Consider the following 19,299-nt stretch of genomic DNA (forward strand, 5'->3'; position numbering starts at 1 on the left):
TAAAATTGGAAACCACCAGTAAAAATTTACCGTTGGCGATTAAATCTTTTCAATATTCCATTGTCCATTTTGCGACACGAGTTGATGGGTCGCATATGGAATAGAACTTAAATCATCATTACCTAACAATTGAACCACACGTAAACCTTGAGCACGTGCATTCGAAATTGCTGAGAGTAAATCCTGTTCTGAGCCTTTTGGAGCAACAACAGTTTCGATTTCCGCGAACTGATTTGCACCTAAGGCATATAAATCACAACTAAAGCCAGTAGCAGGACGTGCGCGGCCAAAGTGCTCACCAATACCATCATAACGGCCACCCTGTGCTAAAGGCGCAGCTCGATTCGGTGCATAGACCGCATACATTAAGCCAGTGTGATAGTGATAACTACGTAGCTCTACAACATCAATACCGATATTGAGATTTGGCCAACGGCCTTTAATTTGCGCAAGTGTCGTTTTAAGTGCATCTAACGCTGATTTAAACTCAGCATCTTGTAAGATGTTTACACTTAAATTCGCCTGCAATGCTTCTAGATCACTAGAATAGCGGCCAAGTGCATAGAAATCAGAACCCATATTGAGGTTTTGAGTAAATTCAGCTAACTCTGGTAACGCTTTTCTTTGATAAAGATCTGAAAGCTCATGCTCTTCATTTTTTGACAGTCCAGCACACTTTACTAAACTGCGGAACAACCCTACATGGCCCAAATCTAAATGCGCGCCTTGTAAAGTATAGATGTTCTCGATCAACCCCAGCATAACATCGACCATTTCGACATCAGCTTCGATACTGTCATGCCCGTATAACTCTGCACCTAATTGTAGAGGTGCACGTGTGGCATTGAAATTTTGTGGTTTAGTATGTAATACAGTCCCTGAATAACAGTAACGTGCAACACCTTCAACTGGTCTTACATGTGCATCGATACGTGCAACTTGTGGCGTCATATCAGCACGAACACCGAGTAAACGGCCTGAGAGCTGATCAATGACCTTAAAAGTTACTAAATCTAAGTCTTGATTTGATTCTGATAATGAAGACAACGATTCGATGTATTCGATAAATGGTGTATATACCAATTGATAACCTCGTACCGCGAGGAAATCTAAAGCTTCACGGCGAAGTTTTTCAATGACTTGCGCCTGTTCCGGCAATACATCTGCTACCCCGTCAGGCAGCAACCATGTCTCTGAAATGGTCATATTTCAAGCCTAAAATCTGATCAAAGTGGAACGACCCCACATAAAAAAATCGGGAACACACCCGATTTCTCTTAGTGTAGCATGATACTTTGTGCCATGCACCTGACAATTTGCATAAATCTTTCTTAATAAACTCTAAAGTCAAAAAGAAGATTTCATGAATTAATAATAATATTCAACATCTTATTCTAATTCACTCATATCATAGACAAAAGTTCTTCGACCAAAGAATGGGCCAATATCTGAACTATCACCTGGTTGCCAGTTAACTAAATTTAATCTTTGAATAGCTTGAGCTGCTTGAGTATTAAAAGCAAAGCAACCTTTTTCAAGATTTGCGATTTTTAGCTTTTGTCTGAAAGCAATTAATGAATGCACATTATTAAGCGGGTTATCTTCTATAGAATACAGATGAGACTTTTCATACGCTAAATTTCTATCAGCATCCCACCGACTACTTGATATAAAATTAATAAAAAAAGCAGACTGGTTATTATTATTTCCCAATGCGCTTTGAATATCACCAGTTTCTAAGTTTTCTAAAACAGTTAAGTTATAACCATACCACTGCGAATTTAGAAGCCTAAAATACTTTTTATCTTGGCCTAAGTTATTATATCTTTCGACAATTGACTGCTTTTTCTCACTAAACGAAGGATTTGAATTAAAACTAGATATATCTGAAATATAAGATTGATTCCATTGAGTTTCTTTTAAACGATAACAATAACTATTTTTTGGAAACCTAACATTCTTATAATTTTGGTAGAAGTCTATTAAATTTTTATCAAGTTGATTGTGAAGGCCCGTTTCTAAATTTTTATTTTCTTTATAGCCCGGTAATACACGATCAAAGATATTTTCACCCTCTAAATTCACAATTTCAAATTTTAAATTTTCTTTCAAATCAGGCATTAATTCATACGTCCAACTGCTCGGTGTTAACCTTTTCACAGTATGTGTTTGTAAGGTCCCTTTATTTAAAACTTTCTGTTCAGTTAAAAGTTCAGTTTCTAGCGGTTGGTTATGTGACTTTGCAAAAAAGATTTCATTATTCTTAATTGAATATTGAGTAATTTCAAAAGAATCACGATAGATACTTGAAGAAATATCAGAAGATTGATAATAGACTTGGTAAATTTTGTCTTCTTTTTCTAAATTATTTTCGGCTTGATCATGGGTATTTTGATCTGAGCCTTCACCACCGCAAGCAGCTAAAATAATAGTAGATGTAAAAATTAAAAAACCACTTATTCTTTTTGAGTTAAATTTCATATGAACTCTATAATTAAAATTTTAATGTTTGCGAATCATACAAATAGATATAATTTTACACAACACTAATATTTAGAATTTTAATTATTTGAACTTTTCATATTAGAAATTAACAACCATAAAAAGGGTATTAATTTAACACCCTTAAATGATTTAAAATCATATTTAGAAAGAATCACACAGATCCAATAAACGATTTGCATAGCCCCATTCATTATCGTACCAAGCGAATACTTTAGCTTGATGCCCTACAACCATAGTTTGAGTTAAATCAACGATGAGCGAATAAGGTGAATGATTGAAATCACTCGAAACTAATGGCTCATCTGTTACCGCCATAATTTCTGCATAGTCTGTTTGAGATGCTTTAATTAGCAACTCATTAATGTGATGCACAGTAATTGGAGATTGCGCGATAAAAGTTAAGTCAATTGCAGCTACATTAATAGTCGGTACCCGAATTGAATAACCATCAATACGGTCTTCCATTTTAGGCATAACACGTTTTAATGCGCCGAGTGCACTTGACGTGGTCGGGATAATATTTTGCCCTGAAGCTCTAGCACGACGTAAATCACGATGTGCGTGGTCAAGAACAGATTGATCTGCTGTCACTGCATGAATTTCTGTCATAAGCGCAGTTTCAATACCGAAAGCATCATCAATGATTTTGACTAATGGAACTAAAGCCTGCGTAGTACATGAAACGCTTGATATGATCTGATCAGTCACTTTGACTTCATTATGGTTCACACCATAAACAATGGCTGCGTCAACATGATCAAAAGGTGCCGCCCCAATAATGACCCGCTTCGCCCCTGCTTGTAGATGACGTGTCGCATCCGCATGAGAACGGAACAGTCCTGTACACTCAAGTACCACATCAATATCTAAACTAGACCATGGTAAAAGTTCAGGTTGTTTCTGCTTTAAAACCTCAACTTTTAGCGTTCGTTGATTTGACTGAATATTCAAAAAAACTTTTTCATTTTCAATGAATATATCTACATTTCCATTGAAGCGGCCGTGCGTAGAATCATATTTAAATAAATGCACTAATGTCTGAACATCTGCTATATCGTTAATCGCCACGATTTCAAAATGAAATTGTTTTGGGCTTTCGAACCAGGCGCGTAAAACATTACGTCCAATCCGACCAAACCCATTAATGGCGATACGTTGCATGACCTATCCTTATCAACAAAACTACAAACTAAAGAAGGCATATAGTAAAGCACGTCAAGGCCAATTGAATATAGATTTTTAGCCAAATCACAGTTTTGTAAGATATTCCTTTTAAAATCGTTGGTTCGGTGGGGTTTTTCCGCTACAATTTAGCGTTTTTAAAAAATAAGCCCCGTATCACATGCTAAGGTTTGGCATAAAACAAACAGGCATTGATACATTTAGCCAAATTCGAAAATATGGAGTGACTTGGTTGTGAGTACTCGTTTAATGACATCTGCTGAAATTCGTGAAGCATTTTTGCGCTACTTTGAAACGCAAGGGCATACACGTGTCGCGTCGAGTTCTCTTGTTCCTGCCAACGACCCAACTTTATTATTTACAAATGCTGGGATGAACCAGTTTAAAGACTGCTTTTTAGGTCTTGAGAAACGTGACTATGTGCGTGCAACTACATCTCAAAAATGTGTACGCGCTGGCGGTAAACACAATGACTTAGACAACGTTGGCTACACTGCACGTCACCATACATTCTTTGAAATGTTAGGTAATTTCTCATTCGGTGATTATTTCAAACGTGATGCGCTTAAATTCGCATGGGAATTTTTAACCAGCGAACAATGGCTTGCTTTACCAAAAGATAAACTTTATGCCACGGTTTACCACACCGATGACGAAGCTTACGACATCTGGAACAAAGAAATCGGTTTAGCGCCAGAACGTATTATCCGTATTGGTGATAATAAGGGCGAAAAATACGCATCTGACAACTTCTGGGCAATGGGTGATACTGGCCCATGTGGTCCATGTTCTGAAATTTTCTTTGATCATGGTGATCACATTTGGGGTGGTTTACCAGGCTCACCTGAAGAAGACGGTGACCGTTTCATTGAGATCTGGAACAACGTTTTCATGCAGTTTAACCGTACTGCTGATGGCGTGCTTCACCCTCTCCCTGCTCCGTCTGTTGATACAGGTATGGGCTTAGAGCGTATCTCTGCTGTATTGCAACATGTTAATTCAAACTACGATATTGACCTGTTCCAACACTTATTAAAAGCTGCTGCCAACATTATTGGTATTGAAGACCAAGGTCAGCCTTCTTTACGTGTTGTTGCAGACCATGCGCGTTCATGCTGTTTCCTCATTGCTGATGGTGTAAACCCAAGCAATGAAGGTCGTGGTTATGTACTTCGCCGTATTATCCGCCGTGCTGTTCGTCACGGAAATAAACTTGGTGCAACTGGTACGTTCTTCTACAAAATGTTGCAACCTTTAATTGAAGTTATGGGTGATGCATATCCAGAGCTTGCAGCGCGTAAAGACGTGATTGAAGCAACTTTAATTCGTGAAGAAGAACAGTTTGCTAAAACACTTGAGCAAGGTTTGAAACTACTTGAAGGCGAACTTGCTCAATTAAAAGATAAAACTATTCCTGGTGCGACTGTATTTAAACTTTACGACACTTACGGCTTCCCGACAGACTTAACTGCTGATATTGCACGTGAACGTGACTTTATTATTGATGAAGCTGGTTTTGAAGTGGAAATGGCAGCACAGCGTCAACGTGCTCGTGATGCCGGTAAGTTTGCAGTTGATTACAACAACATTGTAAAAGTTGAAGGCGAAACTCAGTTTGATGGTTACATCAACACCACTGGTCAAGGTCAAATTGTAGCGATCTATAAAGATGGCGTACAAGTTGAAGAAGTTTCAGAAGGTGATGAAGCGCTTATCGTTTTAAACCAAACTCCTTTCTATGCTGAAAGTGGTGGTCAGATTGGTGATACTGGTATCTTCAAAAATGAAACTGGTATTTTTGAAGTTCAAGATACTAAAAAGTCAGGCGGTGCCTTTGTTCATCAAGGTATTGTGACCGTTGGTAGCCTTAAAGCAGATCAAAGTGTTGAAGCGATTGTTAAAGCAGACATTCGTGAAGCAACTGCACGTAACCACTCTGCAACTCACTTATTACATGCTGCCCTTCGTCAAATCTTAGGCTCACATGTACAACAAAAAGGTTCTTTAGTTGCAAGCGATATCTTACGTTTCGACTTTGCTAATGACCAACCTGTAACTTTTGAACAGTTACAACAAGTTGAGCGCTTAGTGAATGCAGAAATTATTGCAAATAGTGCTGTAACAACCGAACTTCTTGATATCGAAGCTGCAAAAGCTAAAGGCGCCATGATGTTGTTTGGTGAAAAATATGGTGATGAAGTACGTGTACTTTCTATGGGTTCAATTATTGATGAGAAAAACTTCTCAATTGAACTTTGTGGTGGTATCCACGTTAAACGTACAGGTGATATTGGTTTATTCAAAATCACTTCTGAAGGTGGTGTAGCTGCTGGTGTACGTCGTATTGAAGCTGTTACAGGTACTAAAGCGCTAGATGTAGTACAAAAAACTGATGCTGATATCCAGCACATTAATGGCTTATTAAAAGCACAGAAAGACCAAACTGTTGAGCGTGTACAAGCGAATGTTGAATTGGTTTCTGCATTACAAAAGCAGATTGAACAGCTCAATCAGAAATTGGCAAACTTCCAAGCGTCAGAATTGATTGATCAGGTACAAACCATTGCTGGTCGTCAAACGCTTATTACCACTGTTCAAGGTGTAGATGCAAAATCACTTCGCAACTTACACGACAGTGTTAAATCGAAATTAGAGAATGCAGTTATTGTGTTAGCTGGTGTAGAGGGTGACAAAGTCAGCCTACTTGCTTCAGTTGCATCACAATACACTACAACTCTAAAAGCAGGTGACATCATCAAACATCTAGCAACCGAGTTAGGTGGTAAAGGTGGTGGTAAACCTGACTTAGCACAAGGTGGCGCGCCACTTAACGAGAAGTTTGGACAAGTTATCGCAGCATTACCTGCATGGCTTGAACAAAAATAAGACTTCACTTTTTGTGTAACTGACCCTGAAAAGCCTCTCAGGGTCATGGCTTATATGGAACAACTATGGCATTAATCGTTCAAAAATATGGCGGTACTTCTATGGGTACCCCCGAGCGCATTTTAAATGTTGCTCGTCGTGTGAAGCGTTGGCATGATCACGGTCACAAGGTTGTTGTGGTCGTATCTGCAATGAGTGGTGAAACAAACCGCTTACTTGCTCTCGCTAAAGCCATTACCGAAACACCTGACCCACGTGAGTTAGACCAAATGGTTTCAACCGGTGAACAGGTGACGATTTCCATGTTAGCTATGGCACTTAATTCGATTGGTGTGGAAGCTAAATCCTATACCGGACGTCAAGTCGGTATTAAAACTGACAGTGCATTTACCAAGGCGCGTATCGAGTCTATTGATACAGATGTCATGACCAATGACCTAGATGCAGGCCGTGTTATTGTGGTTGCTGGTTTCCAAGGCTTTGATGCTAATGGAAATACTACAACACTAGGTCGAGGTGGTTCAGATACTTCTGGTGTTGCTCTTGCTGCTGCTTTAAAAGCTGACGAATGCCAGATTTACACTGATGTAGATGGTGTTTACACCACTGACCCTCGCGTTGCTCCTAAAGCCAAAAAAATCGACCGTATTTCTTTTGAAGAAATGCTAGAAATGGCATCATTAGGTTCTAAAGTTTTACAAATTCGCTCAGTAGAGTTTGCCGGGAAATATCAAGTTCCTTTACGTGTATTATCAAGCTTTGATAATGACGACGACGGCGTTTTTGACGACGAATTTAAAGAAAATGTAGGTACACTCATTACTACTGAGGCAGAAGATACTATGGAACAGCCAATTATTGCAGGTATTGCTTTTAACCGTGACGAAGCAAAATTAACGATTTTAGGTGTACCTGATGAACCAGGCATTGCTTCTAAAATCTTATCGCCAGTAAGTGATGCCAATATCGAAGTCGATATGATAGTGCAAAATGTTGAAGAAGATGGCACAACAGATTTCACTTTCACTGTAAACCGTGTTGATTTAGCGAAAGCTGAAAAAATCTTAAACGAAACTGCTAAAAATATTGGCGCACGTGAAGTTTCAACACGTGATGACATCGTTAAAGTGTCTATCGTTGGTGTAGGTATGCGTTCACACGCAGGTGTAGCGAGCAAAATGTTCACTGCCCTTGCTGATGAAGGTATCAACATTCTTATGATTTCAACTTCTGAAATTAAAGTTTCTGTGATTATCGACGAGAAATACCTTGAACTTGCTGTTCGCTGCTTACATACCGCTTTTGGTTTGGATCGTGAACATGGTGAAAGCAGCGCCCGCGCTTAATTTTACCAACCGGTCAAGAATTCATTAAAAAATGTTTACTTGTCCGACAATAATCAAAGAAAACACAGAGCCGCTATAGTTTTTTTTATAGCGGCTCTGTTATATTAAACGGAAAGTTTTTTGGCAGAGATTATCAAAATATGACTTTGTTCTCATATTTCTGTTAGAATCTGACTGAAAACTGAGGTTGAGCTTTTTATTTGGGTACCAATATTGCAGTTTTAAGCGTTTAGCAAGGAGATAAACATGCTGATTCTGACCCGCCGTGTCGGGGAAACATTAATGATTGGGGATCAAGTCAGTGTTACTGTGCTTGGCGTCAAAGGAAACCAGGTTCGTATTGGTGTGAATGCACCAAAAGAGGTTTCTGTTCATCGCGAAGAAATTTATCAACGTATTCAACATGAACGTGCAATGCATGAACACCTTCAACATCTTGATCAAGATTATCAAGTTTCTTATGAAGATGATAATTATGCACAGAAAAACTTCAATCGTTAGTATGAAGTTGTTCTCTCCCTAATTAAAGCGACTTTATAGTCGCTTTAAATTTTTTAAGTGGTTGTATTTATAGACCTAAAGCACGTTTAACAGGTGCGTAACTACGACGATGCTGATCAATCACGCCATGCACGGCAATCGCTTCAAAATGTGCTTTGGTTGGATATCCTTTATGTTTGGCAAAACCAAATAACGGATATTGCTGATCTAATTCTGCCATTTGTCGATCTCGTGTCACTTTTGCCAAGATACTTGCTGCACTAATTTCAGCATGGCTTGCATCTCCACCAATAATGGCTTCACAAGGAATAATAATTCCTTTCGGAATTTGATTACCATCAACGATCACTTTTTGAGGTTGAGTTTTCAAGCCATCAACAGCGCGTTGCATAGCCAAAAAAGTCGCCTGTAAAATATTTAGCTCATCAATTTCAGCATGAGTTGCTTCAGCAATTGACCAAGCTAAGGCTTTTTCTTGTATTTCAATAAACAACTTTTCACGTTTCTTTTCAGTTAATTTTTTAGAATCATTTAATCCTAAAATTGGATTATTCGGATCTAAAATAACGGCTGCTGCCACAACCGAACCTACTAAAGGCCCCCGTCCCGCCTCATCTACACCAGCAATAAACATATCAACTCACTACCTTTAAATAAAAGAGGCTGATCAATAGTAATCAGCCTTCTTTAACACATAATTTATTAATTACTTTTGTAAAGCTTCTGCCACACAAGCGTTTACAGTTTTAGAAACCACTTGGTTTACGATTGTAGCACGTGTATTTACATCAAGTGCAGCTGCAGCTAATTCTACTGCTGTCACACTGTTTGGAGCTTTTTCGCTCACACAACCACACACATTCGTTTGGATGCTATCACGTTGCTCAGCAGTCATATATTTTGTTGCTGTTTTCCAAGCTGCAACATTATTAATCTCTGTAATACATTTCGCATTTACAGCAACCTTTAACGCAGCAACGCCTAATTGTTGAGTTGTGGTTTGTGCAGAAGCAGCACCTGTACCAGTGCCTGTAGTTGTTGCACATGCTGTTAAAGCTAAAACAACTGGCGCTAGAGCGAGCATCAATTTTTTCATCATTTTTTCCTTTGATTGAACGTTGGCAGCGCGTATTGTGCCTAAACTCAACTTTAGAAGAAACAAATAATTTGATGCATTTATGCAAACTATTTTGCCGAGTGAAATTCAGCTCATCAAATGCTTTTTGGAGTAAAACGTTCTGTTTTTAGCACGCTCTGTCACATATAAAACATTTCTCAAAATCTGTGCTTTCCCCTAAAATCACAAATCAAAACGACAAAAAAAGGGTCTTTTATGCCTACTGCTTCCTCTCAGTATTACACCCGTACAGCACAAATTCTGCATTGGGTGATGGCAATTATTTTCATCGTCGCATGGGTTATTGGCTTTTATAGTGGAAATTTTTTAAGCTATGACGTTGATGGCAGCTTTAAAGGTGATGTGATTACGTTGCACAAGAACATTGCAACCACAATTATCTTTTTAGTCATTATCCGGATTTTATGGCGCTATACACATCCAGCTCCAAAACTACCTGACACCATGTTACCGATGATGAAAACTCTGGCACACGTTGGTCATCTATTCCTTTATGTGATTTTGGTTGCTTTACCTGTTACGGGTTGCTTGTTTAGTTGGAGTGCTGGTCACCCTGCCCCTGTTTTATATTTGTTTGAAATTCCACGTTTAGTGCAAGATAACCCAGAGCTTTTAGCTGTTGTTAAACCATTACATATTTATATTTCTTGGTTTGCAGGTTTTCTTATTGTAGGGCATGTACTTGCAGCTTTGAAACATCACTTTATTGATAAAGACAATATTTTAAATAGTATGACCAAACAGCCTAAATAAACCTGATATATAAAAAAACCGCCCGAGATAGGCGGTTTTTTTATTTAGATTTTTTGGATTTCTGCAATCCACTTTTGTTTCTCTTCATCTGAAATGAAAGAAGCTTCAAAAGAATTAATTGCGAGTTGTTTCAATTCATCATTGTTCAAGTCTAATGCTTGCTGGATGGCAAAGAAATTATCATTCATATATCCACCAAAATATGAAGGATCATCTGAGTTAACCGTCACATGTACGCCTTTTTGTAAAAGACGGCGGATATTATGATCTTTCATATCCTTAACAACACATAGCTTTAAATTACTTAAAGGACAAACCGTTAATGGCATTTTTTCATTAATTAAACGCGTCATTAATTGTTCGTCTTCTTCAGAACGCACACCATGATCAATACGATTCACTTTAAGTAGATCTAAAGCTTCCCATACATATTCAGGCGGGCCTTCTTCACCAGCGTGAGCAACGATTAAGAAACCTTCTTCACGCGCCTTAGCAAAAACACGTTCAAATTTAGCTGGCGGATGCCCTACTTCACTTGAATCAAGGCCGACTGCAATAATATCTTGCTTAAACGGCAGCGCTTGTTCAAGTGTTTCAAATGCAGCTTCTTCACTTAAATGACGTAAGAAACACATAATCAGTTGAGAGCTGATACCAAACTTAGCTTTAGCATCTGCACACGCACGTTTTAAACCATTAATTACAGTTGAGAATGCAACACCACGGTCTGTGTGGGTTTGCGGATCAAAGAACATTTCTGTGTGAACAACATGATCTTCGGCACATTTCTCAAAATAAGCCCATGCTAAATCATAAAAGTCTTGTTCATGTACAAGAACATTTGCACCGGCATAGTAAATATCTAAGAATGATTGAAGATTATGAAAGTTATAAGCTTGCTTTACTTCTTCAACAGATTTGTAAGGAATCTGAATCTGATTGCGCTGGGCAATTGCAAACATTAATTCAGGTTCGAAAGTCCCTTCAATATGTACATGCAATTCGGCTTTTGGTAAGGCGCGAATCAGCTCGACTTGATTCATATTAACTCCACGTCTAAAGAAAAAAGGGTGTGGTCAAAATCACACCCTTTTATAATTTTCTTCTTATTGAAAACTATGTCTAAGATAGCTCAAGAAGAAAATTATAAAAAATCATATTAACCGCCAAACGCGATAAATTTAAATACCCAAAGCGCAGCAATAATCCATACCATGTACGGTACAGTTTTTGCCTTACCCGTGAATAATTTAACTAATGCATAGCTAATAAAGCCCATTGCAATACCATCAGCAATAGAATAGGTAAATGGCATAAATACAATGGTTAAAAATGCTGGAACAGCTTCAGTAATATCATCCCAATCAATGTGAGTGATTCCTTGGATCATCAACACACCAATGAACAATAAAGCTGGCGCCGTTGCAAAACCTGGTACAGATTGAGCAAGAGGTGCTAAAAATAAACAGCAGATAAATAAGACTGCAACTACAACAGCAGTTAAACCAGTACGTCCGCCTGCTGCTACACCTGAAGCTGATTCGATATATGGTGTAGTTGAAGATGTACCTAATGCTGCACCTGCAACGATTGCAGTAGAGTCTGCAAATAATGCTTTCTTCAAACGAGGTAATTTACCGTCTTGTAAAAGACCTGCACGGTGTGAAACACCAACCAAAGTACCTGTACTGTCAAACAAGTCAACAATAAAGAATACGAAAATGACGCCGACCATACTTGCTGTAAATAGACCTTCAAAGTCCATTTGCATGAATGTTGGTGCAATTGAAGGAATTTGACCCACTACACCCTTAAATTCATTTAAACCTAAAGCAGTAGCGATGGCCGTAACCACTAAAATACTAATAATGATTGCGCCTCGAACTTTTAATTGGTGTAAAACCACAATCATTAAAAATCCGAATAGCGCTAATAATACTGTAGGCTGTTTGATATCACCCAAACCGACTAAGGTCGCTTGGTTATCAACAATGATTCCAGCATTTTTTAGTGCAATCAGTGCTAGGAACAAACCAATACCACCACCGATCGCAAATTTAAGTGACATTGGAATCGCATTAACAATCGCTTCACGAATTTTAAAGAAGCTAATTGCAAGAAAGACAAGGCCTGAAACAAAAACAGCGGCTAAAGCTGTTTGCCATGGCACACCCATCCCCATACAAACCGAGTAGGTAAAGTAAGCGTTTAAACCCATACCAGGGGCCAGTGCGATTGGATAATTAGCAATGATCCCCATTACTAAACATCCGATTGCTGCTGCCAAACAGGTTGCAACGAATACGGCACCATGATCCATGCCGGTTTCAGATAAAATGAGTGGATTGACAATAATGATATAACACATCGTTAAGAATGTAGTTACACCAGCAAGAACTTCAGTTCGGAAAGTGGTTTTATTGTCGCTTAGCTTAAATAAACGCTCTAACCAGCCTGCCGAAGAATTGGGCGCCGCCATAAGTAGCCTCTATGCAAAATCTGAACTGTGGAATATTTACGTCTATGTAGGTCGCTGAACAATATTGTTTTTCTGTTCAGTCCTATAAACAAGAATCTCAAATTTAAGAAGCAACAAATATGCCACTCATTTGATTTCTAGCTTTATACATAGCAAACAACCACAGCCCCTCTTGAAACACAAAAAAGCTGCATAACCCCTATGCAGCTTTTTTACTATACGTTCAATAAGTTTAACAGATTCAACAGAAACATGATCAAAATTTATGAAAAGATATGACCAATGACACTGTAAAAAGTTAGAAATTTATAGCTCGTTATTGCTAGAAAATAATTTTTTTCTCGCCTATATATTGTTGCATATGAAAAGAAGCTAAATTGCTGTGATGAGCATGATTCGGATTTCGTTCGATACTTTGCAGGTTTTTTTCAGCTTCTTGTATGATCTGCATTAGCTCTTGATGTCTTTTATTTTGAGTATCTAAATAAGCCCAATACCCTAATACAAAGACGATACCCACACACAACACTATTAATACTTTATTGATCATTATTATTATCTCTATGTTTTTAATGTTAATGATCTTAACAAAAAATTATAGCTTTGTGAATATTTTCACATTTATTTACAATAACACACTCTTATTCAAATTATTGAAAATAAAAGTTATTTTAAAAATATCATTAAAAAATCTACTAAATACTAAACTTTTCCATTGAAAAGTAATTTTATTTAATAAGAGCTTATTTTAGTTATTTTTAATATTATCTTTTTATCGGTTTTAACTCTTAAGTTATTTTAAAGATAGAGCATAGACAAATGTGTATATGGCTTGAAATTTGTTTTTCTTTGCTAAGCTTTAAATGAGATAAAAAGGAGCTATTTTCGTTAATGTACTTTTCTTTAAAATTGTTTCTTTAGCGACTAATTTCTATGTTGCATGTTTAGCATGGAAAGTAAAAATTCATCTCAAAGAAATCTTCATCTTATTTAAAAATATTTTTCTCCTTTAACTCTATTGGTTGACTAGCAAAATTACGTCCAAGTTTCATCGTTCTATAAATCGCACCAAGCTTTCTATTTTCATAGCTTCATTCCAATAAACGCTACGATAAACTGTATTCAGATAAAAAATTAAATCAGGAGAATACATCATGTTTGATATGCGTTTATCTCACGAGCGTGGTGCAGCACATCATGGTTGGTTACAATCAAAACATAGCTTTTCATTTGCTAACTATTGGGATCCTAAACAAGTTGGTTTTTCGGATCTGCTTGTAATTAACGATGATAACGTTGCTCCATCTAAAGGCTTTGGTACTCACCCTCACCGTAATATGGAAATTATTTCCTATGTACTTGAAGGTGCATTAGAGCATAAAGACTCGATGGGTACAGGCTCTGTGATTGTGCCGGGTGACATTCAGCTGATGAGTGCAGGTCGTGGCGTTGCTCATAGTGAATTTAACCACTCAGCTCAAGAAGGCGTTCATTTCTTGCAAATTTGGGTTGTTCCAAATGAAGTGAATACAGAGCCAGGCTATCAACAAGTTCATATTGATGAAGCAGACAAACGCGGTAAATTGCATTTGATCATCTCACCAAAAGGTGGCGAGAAAACTTTATCGATCAAACAAGACATTAATATTTACTCAGGTCTTTTTGATGGTGAAGAAACTGCTGACTTTGTGATTCCTGATGGTCGTTATGTGTACCTACACGTTGCTAAAGGTCGTGTTGATGTAAATGGTAAAACCTTTAACACTGGCGATGCTGCACGTATTCGTGAAGGTGGAAGCTTATCGTTTACCAATGGTGATCATGCCGAAATTTTGATTTTCGATATGCGTCCTGAAGAAGTTCCAACCATGCCATAAGATCAATTAAGCCCTCATATAAACTTTTATGTGAGGGCTTTTTATCGTTACTTGGACTTATAAAAATTCTAACTCTGCTCAATGCTCTTCTGAACGTGCCATCTCTGTATTGATATAGCTCATAATCATAGTAGTTAGCCCCTGCACCATTTCATCAAAACTAATATAAGGGTTTGGCAAAATAAGATGCCGTGCGACATTAAAAATTCCACTATTAATACAGATATAGGTAATTACAGGCAAATTATTGATTTTTAGGTATTTTGGATTATGCATCATATATTTCATGATGACTTCCATTAAAGCCTGTTCAATTTTGGGAATGTATTTGTCGTACTGCAATTCTCCTGCATAACGTAAAACAGTCAAATAACGGTCATTATTTTTCTTTAATAAATCACTAAAAGTATAAAAAATCATTTCAATAACAGGCTCCAACTCCAACTGTAAAATTGTCGGTGTAAGCTCTGTAATCATGTCCAGAATTTCCCGAACAAAAAAGTGATTCATCGCATCATAAATTTCTTCTTTATTTTTAAAATATTCGTATAAAGACCCGACACTCACTCCTGCAATTTCTGCAATATGACGTGTCGTGGTTCCACTCGGCCCATGAAGTGCCACGGCAATAAAACCTGCTTCAATAATCGTGTCGACAGTGACTTTAGCTCGAGTTTGACGTGGTTTACGCGTAGTCATACGATCTAATTAATAATCCGAACATAAAGTCAGATTAGCATGTAATCTGAGTAGGTAGAAATAAAAAAACAAAATCCGAATAGTTGTCAAACTTAAGTGAAAAAACTGAGAAAAACAGATCTCAATTTATCAATCAATTGATATTTTAATTCATTATTTCCAGAGATTAGAAATAAATTTAATTTATTATTTTTCAAAAAGATAAAATCAATTTATTTAGAAAAATTATTACAAGAAATGTCTATAAAATACTTTTATATATTTAAGAATTTACCCGAATTGAATCCGAACATAATGTCAGATTAATATGAAAAAATTAAAGAAGAGTCATTCAGCAGCTCTTGTCTGCCTCGTTTCTTCTTCCGTTATTCAGCCAAATAATCAAACAAATAACGGAGCAACAACACCGTAGTCAATGCAGAGAATCATCTGTTTTTGAAAATGGAATTTTACAGTGCTTTGTTGATCATTGAGTTTATTGATTTTCATCAAAATGCACCACTACTTTGCCTCAGGGTGTCGCCATGATCTCGACCGCAGTTAAAAAATCATTCAACAAGCTTAAATTTCAGCGTGAAATTGAGCTACCAGATTTTGCTAGCAAAAGTTCAATTCCAATCAGACATTTAAATATTGGTTTTGATGGTAAAGAAATTGATGTCAGATTCTATATGGACAATCAATTTGCTACTTTGTTTTTTGCCACACTTTCGGTGTTTTTAACTTACGGTGAAGATCTAGTTATTGAAACCGCTCGCCATCACCGTGAATTTATCAAAGATCCAATATTAAAGCAGCGAGTAACGTCGTTGATTGGCCAAGAAGCAATTCATTCTAAATTGCACAATGAATATAACGATGCCCTTCAAGATGCTGAATATCCTGTTGCGCTATATCGTTTTCTTGGCTCAAACTTCTTTAAGTATGTTTTCTTAAAGTTTCCCCAGCCACTCAAATTATCAATGATGGCGGGTATTGAGCACTTTACTGCGGTACTTGCTGAATACATGATGAAGCATGAAAAGAATTTCTATTATTCAGATGATGAAAAAAGCCGTGCATTGTGGATGTGGCATATGCTTGAAGAATCTGAGCATAAAGATATTGCCTACGATGTCTATCAGCTTTTAAATGGTAGCTATGCACTACGCGCGTCTGGTTTCTTCCTCGCGCTATTTACCATTTTAGGTTTAATTCCTGCAACTACATTATTTGTGCCTGTGTTAAGAAAGCCACAAGAGATGCTGACTTTGAAATTCTGGAAAGATGCTCGTCGTGGTGTAGGCTTAATCTTTGGTCCAAAAGACGGAGTTTTCGGCAGTACGATTGGTCAAATTCTTGACTACTTACGCCCAGATTTTCATCCAAATGATCATGATACAACTGAATATCTTGAGTATTACAAAAAGAAATTGCTGACCGAAGGCGGCGCAATTGCTCCTTACTTTGTTAAAGAATTTACCCCACCAGTACGCATGTCTTAATCGTCCTGCATTTCCAGCTATCAAAGAGGTAGCTGGTATCTCTTCAAGCTATTTATGGATGAATCATGATTTTATTTGGCAAAAAGAAAGTTAAACCAAGCCAAAAAGCTTATGCCGTAGTGACGGGTGCAGGCAGTGGGATTGGTAGAAGTTTTGCAATTGAACTTGCGAAACGTGGTGGCAGCGTAGTGTGTGCAGATATTAATCTGGAAGCTGCTGAAGAAACAGTAAAACTTCTTGAACAAGAAGGTGCAAAAGCTTTTGCTATGCGCTGTGATGTGGGTAATGCTGAACAGGTTAACCATCTCGCTGAAACTGCTGAAATCTTGCTTGGGCACCCTGTAACTCTTGTCATTAATAATGCTGGTGTGGGTTTGGGTGGTAAATTTGACGAACTCAGTCTAGAAGACTGGAACTGGGTCATGAATATTAACCTATGGGGAGTTATTCATGGTTGTCACGCATTTGTTCCCAAGTTTAAAAAGTTAGGTTACGGCGCGATTATTAATGTGGCATCTGCAGCATCTTACACGGCTGCACCAGAAATGACTGCTTATAACGTGACTAAAGCGGGTGTGCGTGCGCTTTCAGAAACGCTTTCAGCTGAACTGCATAAGTTTAATATTAAAGTGAATGTACTCTGCCCGACGCTGGTTCCAACCAATATCATTAAAAATGGTCGAATTCCAGGACGCTATTCAAAGCTAGCAGACCATGCGCTGATGAACTATGCGCTGACCACAAGTGACGATGTCGCAAGATTAACCCTTAATCGCCTTGATCAGGATGAGATGTATACCATTCCTCAAATTGATGCGAAGTTATTCTGGCTTATGAAACGTGCATCCCCAAGCTTGTATACCAAGTTCCTTGGTACATCGTACAAATTATTTAAATAAGAAATTTATAGGTAGTACACATATGACTGCGCAAATGAAAACAAATGCATCAGCAAAAAAAGCTGTCAAATCACCAAGCCATATTTTCGATACTTTTATTGTGGGTGCGGGCATTTCAGGGATCGCTGCTGCCATTCGCCTAGATCAAGTTGGTTATACCAATTATAAAATTATTGAAAAAGCTAGCCGCGTGGGTGGAACATGGCGTGAGAACACCTATCCGGGTTGTGGTTGCGATGTACCTTCTGCTCTTTATTCTTACTCATTTGCACCAAGTGCAAAATGGAGCCATTTATTTGCACGCCAACCAGAAATCTTAAGTTATCTGGAAGATGTGAGTAACGAGTTTAATATTGCATCTAAAATTGAGTTTAACAACGAGTTGCTTAACGCAGCATGGGATGACTCACGTCATGTGTGGGTACTTGATACCACTACTGGGCAATATTTATCTAAAACCGTTATTTTTGCCACAGGTCCAATTACCGAAGCTCAAATTCCACGTCTTGAAGGCTTAGAAACTTTTAAAGGTGAAATGTTCCATTCAGCGAAATGGAACCATGATTATGATTTGACAGGTAAACGCATTGCCGTGATTGGTACTGGTGCATCTGCTATTCAGTTTGTGCCTCAAATTCAACCAAAAGCGAAAGAACTTTTTGTATTCCAACGTACAGCACCTTGGGTATTACCAAAACCAGATACAGACTTGGGCGAGTTTAGTAAATCAATCATTGCTAAATATCCGGCTATTCAGGCGAGCTGGCGTAAAAGTGTAGCGTTAACGCTAAATGCAATTAACTTTGGTTTACGTAATCCACTTGCACTAAAACCAGTGAATGTATTGGGTAAGCAATTACTTAAATTGCAAATTAATGACCCAGTGCTACGTAAAAACGTAACGCCGAACTTTGACATTGGTTGTAAACGTATTTTATTCGCTAACAATTATTATCCAGCACTACAAGCACCAAACACGACCCTGATCCCTCATGGTTTAGTGAAAGTTGAAGGCAATACAGTGGTTGCTGCCAATGGTGAACGCCACGAAGTTGATGTGATTATTTGGGGTACAGGTTTTGAAGTATCTCACCCACCAATTGGTAAACGTGTCCACAATGAAAAAGGTCAATGTTTACAAGATATTTGGAAAGATAGTTCACCAGAGGCTTACTTAGGAACCAACATTGAAAATGTACCAAATGCATTTTTAATTTTAGGACCTAACGTACTGGTTTATGATTCTTTCATTGGTTTAGCAGAGGCACAGCTCGACTATATCGTAGATGGCTTATTGAAAATTAAAAACAAAGGAATTAGCAAGTTAAATGTTAAATCTGATGTGATTAAAAAGCATAATGATTTAGTACAAAAGCACTTACAAACAACGGTATTTAATAGCGGCGGATGTAAGAGTTATTATCTTGATGCCAACGGTCGTAACTTTGCTGCATGGCCTTGGTCATTGAAAAAACTTAAACAACGTTTGAAAAAAGTAGATTTGAAAGATTATGAAGTGACGTATCAAACGACAAAAACTCACTAATTTG

At 37.8% G+C, this 19,299-nt stretch carries 17 protein-coding genes; 8 read left to right on the plus strand and 9 right to left on the minus strand.

What is annotated here, in order from left to right:
• Window positions 1–39: 39 nt before the first annotated feature.
• The 3 genes from WBW42_RS14375 to WBW42_RS14385 all read right to left on the minus strand — a co-directional run bounded on the left by WBW42_RS14375 (window position 40) and on the right by WBW42_RS14385 (window position 3,666).
• Window positions 40–1,206, minus strand: a complete 1,167-nt coding sequence (locus WBW42_RS14375; RefSeq protein WP_032056747.1) for an ATP phosphoribosyltransferase regulatory subunit — start codon at window positions 1,204–1,206, stop codon at window positions 40–42.
• 183 nt (window positions 1,207–1,389) lie between these two features.
• Complete coding sequence (locus WBW42_RS14380; RefSeq protein WP_032056748.1) at window positions 1,390–2,481, minus strand: hypothetical protein; 1,092 nt, start codon at window positions 2,479–2,481, stop codon at window positions 1,390–1,392.
• A gap of 165 nt (window positions 2,482–2,646) precedes the next feature.
• Entirely contained in the window at window positions 2,647–3,666 is a 1,020-nt protein-coding gene (locus tag WBW42_RS14385; protein ID WP_032056749.1) for a type I glyceraldehyde-3-phosphate dehydrogenase, read from the minus strand.
• A gap of 270 nt (window positions 3,667–3,936) precedes the next feature.
• On the opposite strand from WBW42_RS14385, the gene alaS reads away from it, so the two are divergent.
• The 3 genes from alaS (at window position 3,937) to csrA (ending at window position 8,420) form a co-directional block, all read left to right on the plus strand.
• The gene (gene alaS, locus WBW42_RS14390; RefSeq protein WP_032056750.1) at window positions 3,937–6,573 is read left to right on the plus strand and encodes an alanine--tRNA ligase; all 2,637 of its coding nucleotides are present in this window, start codon (window positions 3,937–3,939) and stop codon (window positions 6,571–6,573) included.
• Window positions 6,574–6,638: 65 nt separating this feature from the next.
• Complete coding sequence (locus WBW42_RS14395; RefSeq protein WP_002115333.1) at window positions 6,639–7,919, plus strand: aspartate kinase; 1,281 nt, start codon at window positions 6,639–6,641, stop codon at window positions 7,917–7,919.
• Between the two features lie 246 nt (window positions 7,920–8,165).
• Window positions 8,166–8,420 carry a carbon storage regulator CsrA gene (gene csrA / locus WBW42_RS14400; protein ID WP_000906487.1) on the plus strand — a complete coding sequence of 85 codons (255 nt, stop codon included), beginning with the start codon at window positions 8,166–8,168 and terminating at the stop codon, window positions 8,418–8,420.
• 67 nt (window positions 8,421–8,487) lie between these two features.
• Here csrA and rnhB read toward each other — a convergent pair whose 3' ends face one another.
• Complete coding sequence (gene rnhB / locus WBW42_RS14405; protein WP_032056751.1) at window positions 8,488–9,054, minus strand: ribonuclease HII; 567 nt, start codon at window positions 9,052–9,054, stop codon at window positions 8,488–8,490.
• Window positions 9,055–9,126: 72 nt separating this feature from the next.
• A complete protein-coding gene (locus WBW42_RS14410) occupies window positions 9,127–9,516 on the minus strand; it encodes a hypothetical protein (protein WP_005076998.1) in 390 nt (129 codons plus the stop codon).
• A 237-nt stretch (window positions 9,517–9,753) separates the two neighbouring features.
• Between WBW42_RS14410 and WBW42_RS14415 the strand changes: the two genes are divergently transcribed.
• Window positions 9,754–10,311 carry a cytochrome b gene (locus WBW42_RS14415; RefSeq protein ID WP_032056752.1) on the plus strand — a complete coding sequence of 186 codons (558 nt, stop codon included), beginning with the start codon at window positions 9,754–9,756 and terminating at the stop codon, window positions 10,309–10,311.
• Between the two features lie 44 nt (window positions 10,312–10,355).
• Here the strand turns inward: WBW42_RS14415 and WBW42_RS14420 are convergent, their stop codons facing one another.
• The 3 genes from WBW42_RS14420 to WBW42_RS14430 all read right to left on the minus strand — a co-directional run bounded on the left by WBW42_RS14420 (window position 10,356) and on the right by WBW42_RS14430 (window position 13,340).
• On the minus strand, window positions 10,356–11,354 hold the full coding sequence (locus tag WBW42_RS14420; protein ID WP_017403116.1) for an adenosine deaminase: 999 nt from the start codon (window positions 11,352–11,354) through the stop codon (window positions 10,356–10,358).
• 116 nt (window positions 11,355–11,470) lie between these two features.
• Window positions 11,471–12,790: an NCS2 family permease gene (locus WBW42_RS14425; protein ID WP_005070381.1), complete on the minus strand. Its 1,320-nt coding sequence runs from the start codon at window positions 12,788–12,790 to the stop codon at window positions 11,471–11,473.
• A gap of 322 nt (window positions 12,791–13,112) precedes the next feature.
• Entirely contained in the window at window positions 13,113–13,340 is a 228-nt protein-coding gene (locus WBW42_RS14430; protein WP_002163179.1) for a hypothetical protein, read from the minus strand.
• A 604-nt stretch (window positions 13,341–13,944) separates the two neighbouring features.
• Between WBW42_RS14430 and WBW42_RS14435 the strand changes: the two genes are divergently transcribed.
• A complete protein-coding gene (locus WBW42_RS14435) occupies window positions 13,945–14,667 on the plus strand; it encodes a pirin family protein (protein ID WP_017386374.1) in 723 nt (240 codons plus the stop codon).
• Between the two features lie 78 nt (window positions 14,668–14,745).
• On the opposite strand, the gene WBW42_RS14440 is transcribed toward WBW42_RS14435, so the two are convergent.
• Complete coding sequence (locus WBW42_RS14440; RefSeq protein ID WP_002163161.1) at window positions 14,746–15,366, minus strand: TetR/AcrR family transcriptional regulator; 621 nt, start codon at window positions 15,364–15,366, stop codon at window positions 14,746–14,748.
• Window positions 15,367–15,890: 524 nt separating this feature from the next.
• Here WBW42_RS14440 and WBW42_RS14445 point away from each other — a divergent pair.
• The 3 genes from WBW42_RS14445 (at window position 15,891) to WBW42_RS14455 (ending at window position 19,295) form a co-directional block, all read left to right on the plus strand.
• Entirely contained in the window at window positions 15,891–16,850 is a 960-nt protein-coding gene (locus WBW42_RS14445) for a metal-dependent hydrolase (protein WP_005070390.1), read from the plus strand.
• A gap of 65 nt (window positions 16,851–16,915) precedes the next feature.
• The gene (locus WBW42_RS14450) at window positions 16,916–17,749 is read left to right on the plus strand and encodes an SDR family NAD(P)-dependent oxidoreductase (RefSeq protein WP_032056753.1); all 834 of its coding nucleotides are present in this window, start codon (window positions 16,916–16,918) and stop codon (window positions 17,747–17,749) included.
• Between the two features lie 22 nt (window positions 17,750–17,771).
• The gene (locus WBW42_RS14455; RefSeq protein ID WP_032056754.1) at window positions 17,772–19,295 is read left to right on the plus strand and encodes a flavin-containing monooxygenase; all 1,524 of its coding nucleotides are present in this window, start codon (window positions 17,772–17,774) and stop codon (window positions 19,293–19,295) included.
• Window positions 19,296–19,299: the final 4 nt, after the last annotated feature.

Source organism: Acinetobacter sp. LT1 (assembly GCF_059800965.1).

Bases quoted from the DNA above. Each gene is read 5' to 3' on its own strand.
- WBW42_RS14440 (WP_002163161.1), bottom strand. From the start codon at position 15,366: ATGACTACGCGTAAACCACGTCAAACTCGAGCTAAAGTCACTGTCGAC.
- WBW42_RS14410 (WP_005076998.1), bottom strand. From the start codon at position 9,516: ATGAAAAAATTGATGCTCGCTCTAGCGCCAGTTGTTTTAGCTTTAACA.
- WBW42_RS14380 (WP_032056748.1), bottom strand. From the start codon at position 2,481: ATGAAATTTAACTCAAAAAGAATAAGTGGTTTTTTAATTTTTACATCT.
- WBW42_RS14435 (WP_017386374.1), top strand. From the start codon at position 13,945: ATGTTTGATATGCGTTTATCTCACGAGCGTGGTGCAGCACATCATGGT.
- WBW42_RS14415 (WP_032056752.1), top strand. From the start codon at position 9,754: ATGCCTACTGCTTCCTCTCAGTATTACACCCGTACAGCACAAATTCTG.
- WBW42_RS14385 (WP_032056749.1), bottom strand. From the start codon at position 3,666: ATGCAACGTATCGCCATTAATGGGTTTGGTCGGATTGGACGTAATGTT.
- WBW42_RS14430 (WP_002163179.1), bottom strand. From the start codon at position 13,340: ATGATCAATAAAGTATTAATAGTGTTGTGTGTGGGTATCGTCTTTGTA.
- rnhB (WP_032056751.1), bottom strand. From the start codon at position 9,054: ATGTTTATTGCTGGTGTAGATGAGGCGGGACGGGGGCCTTTAGTAGGT.
- WBW42_RS14395 (WP_002115333.1), top strand. From the start codon at position 6,639: ATGGCATTAATCGTTCAAAAATATGGCGGTACTTCTATGGGTACCCCC.
- WBW42_RS14445 (WP_005070390.1), top strand. From the start codon at position 15,891: ATGATCTCGACCGCAGTTAAAAAATCATTCAACAAGCTTAAATTTCAG.
- csrA (WP_000906487.1), top strand. From the start codon at position 8,166: ATGCTGATTCTGACCCGCCGTGTCGGGGAAACATTAATGATTGGGGAT.
- WBW42_RS14420 (WP_017403116.1), bottom strand. From the start codon at position 11,354: ATGAATCAAGTCGAGCTGATTCGCGCCTTACCAAAAGCCGAATTGCAT.
- WBW42_RS14450 (WP_032056753.1), top strand. From the start codon at position 16,916: ATGATTTTATTTGGCAAAAAGAAAGTTAAACCAAGCCAAAAAGCTTAT.
- WBW42_RS14455 (WP_032056754.1), top strand. From the start codon at position 17,772: ATGACTGCGCAAATGAAAACAAATGCATCAGCAAAAAAAGCTGTCAAA.
- WBW42_RS14375 (WP_032056747.1), bottom strand. From the start codon at position 1,206: ATGACCATTTCAGAGACATGGTTGCTGCCTGACGGGGTAGCAGATGTA.
- alaS (WP_032056750.1), top strand. From the start codon at position 3,937: ATGACATCTGCTGAAATTCGTGAAGCATTTTTGCGCTACTTTGAAACG.
- WBW42_RS14425 (WP_005070381.1), bottom strand. From the start codon at position 12,790: ATGGCGGCGCCCAATTCTTCGGCAGGCTGGTTAGAGCGTTTATTTAAG.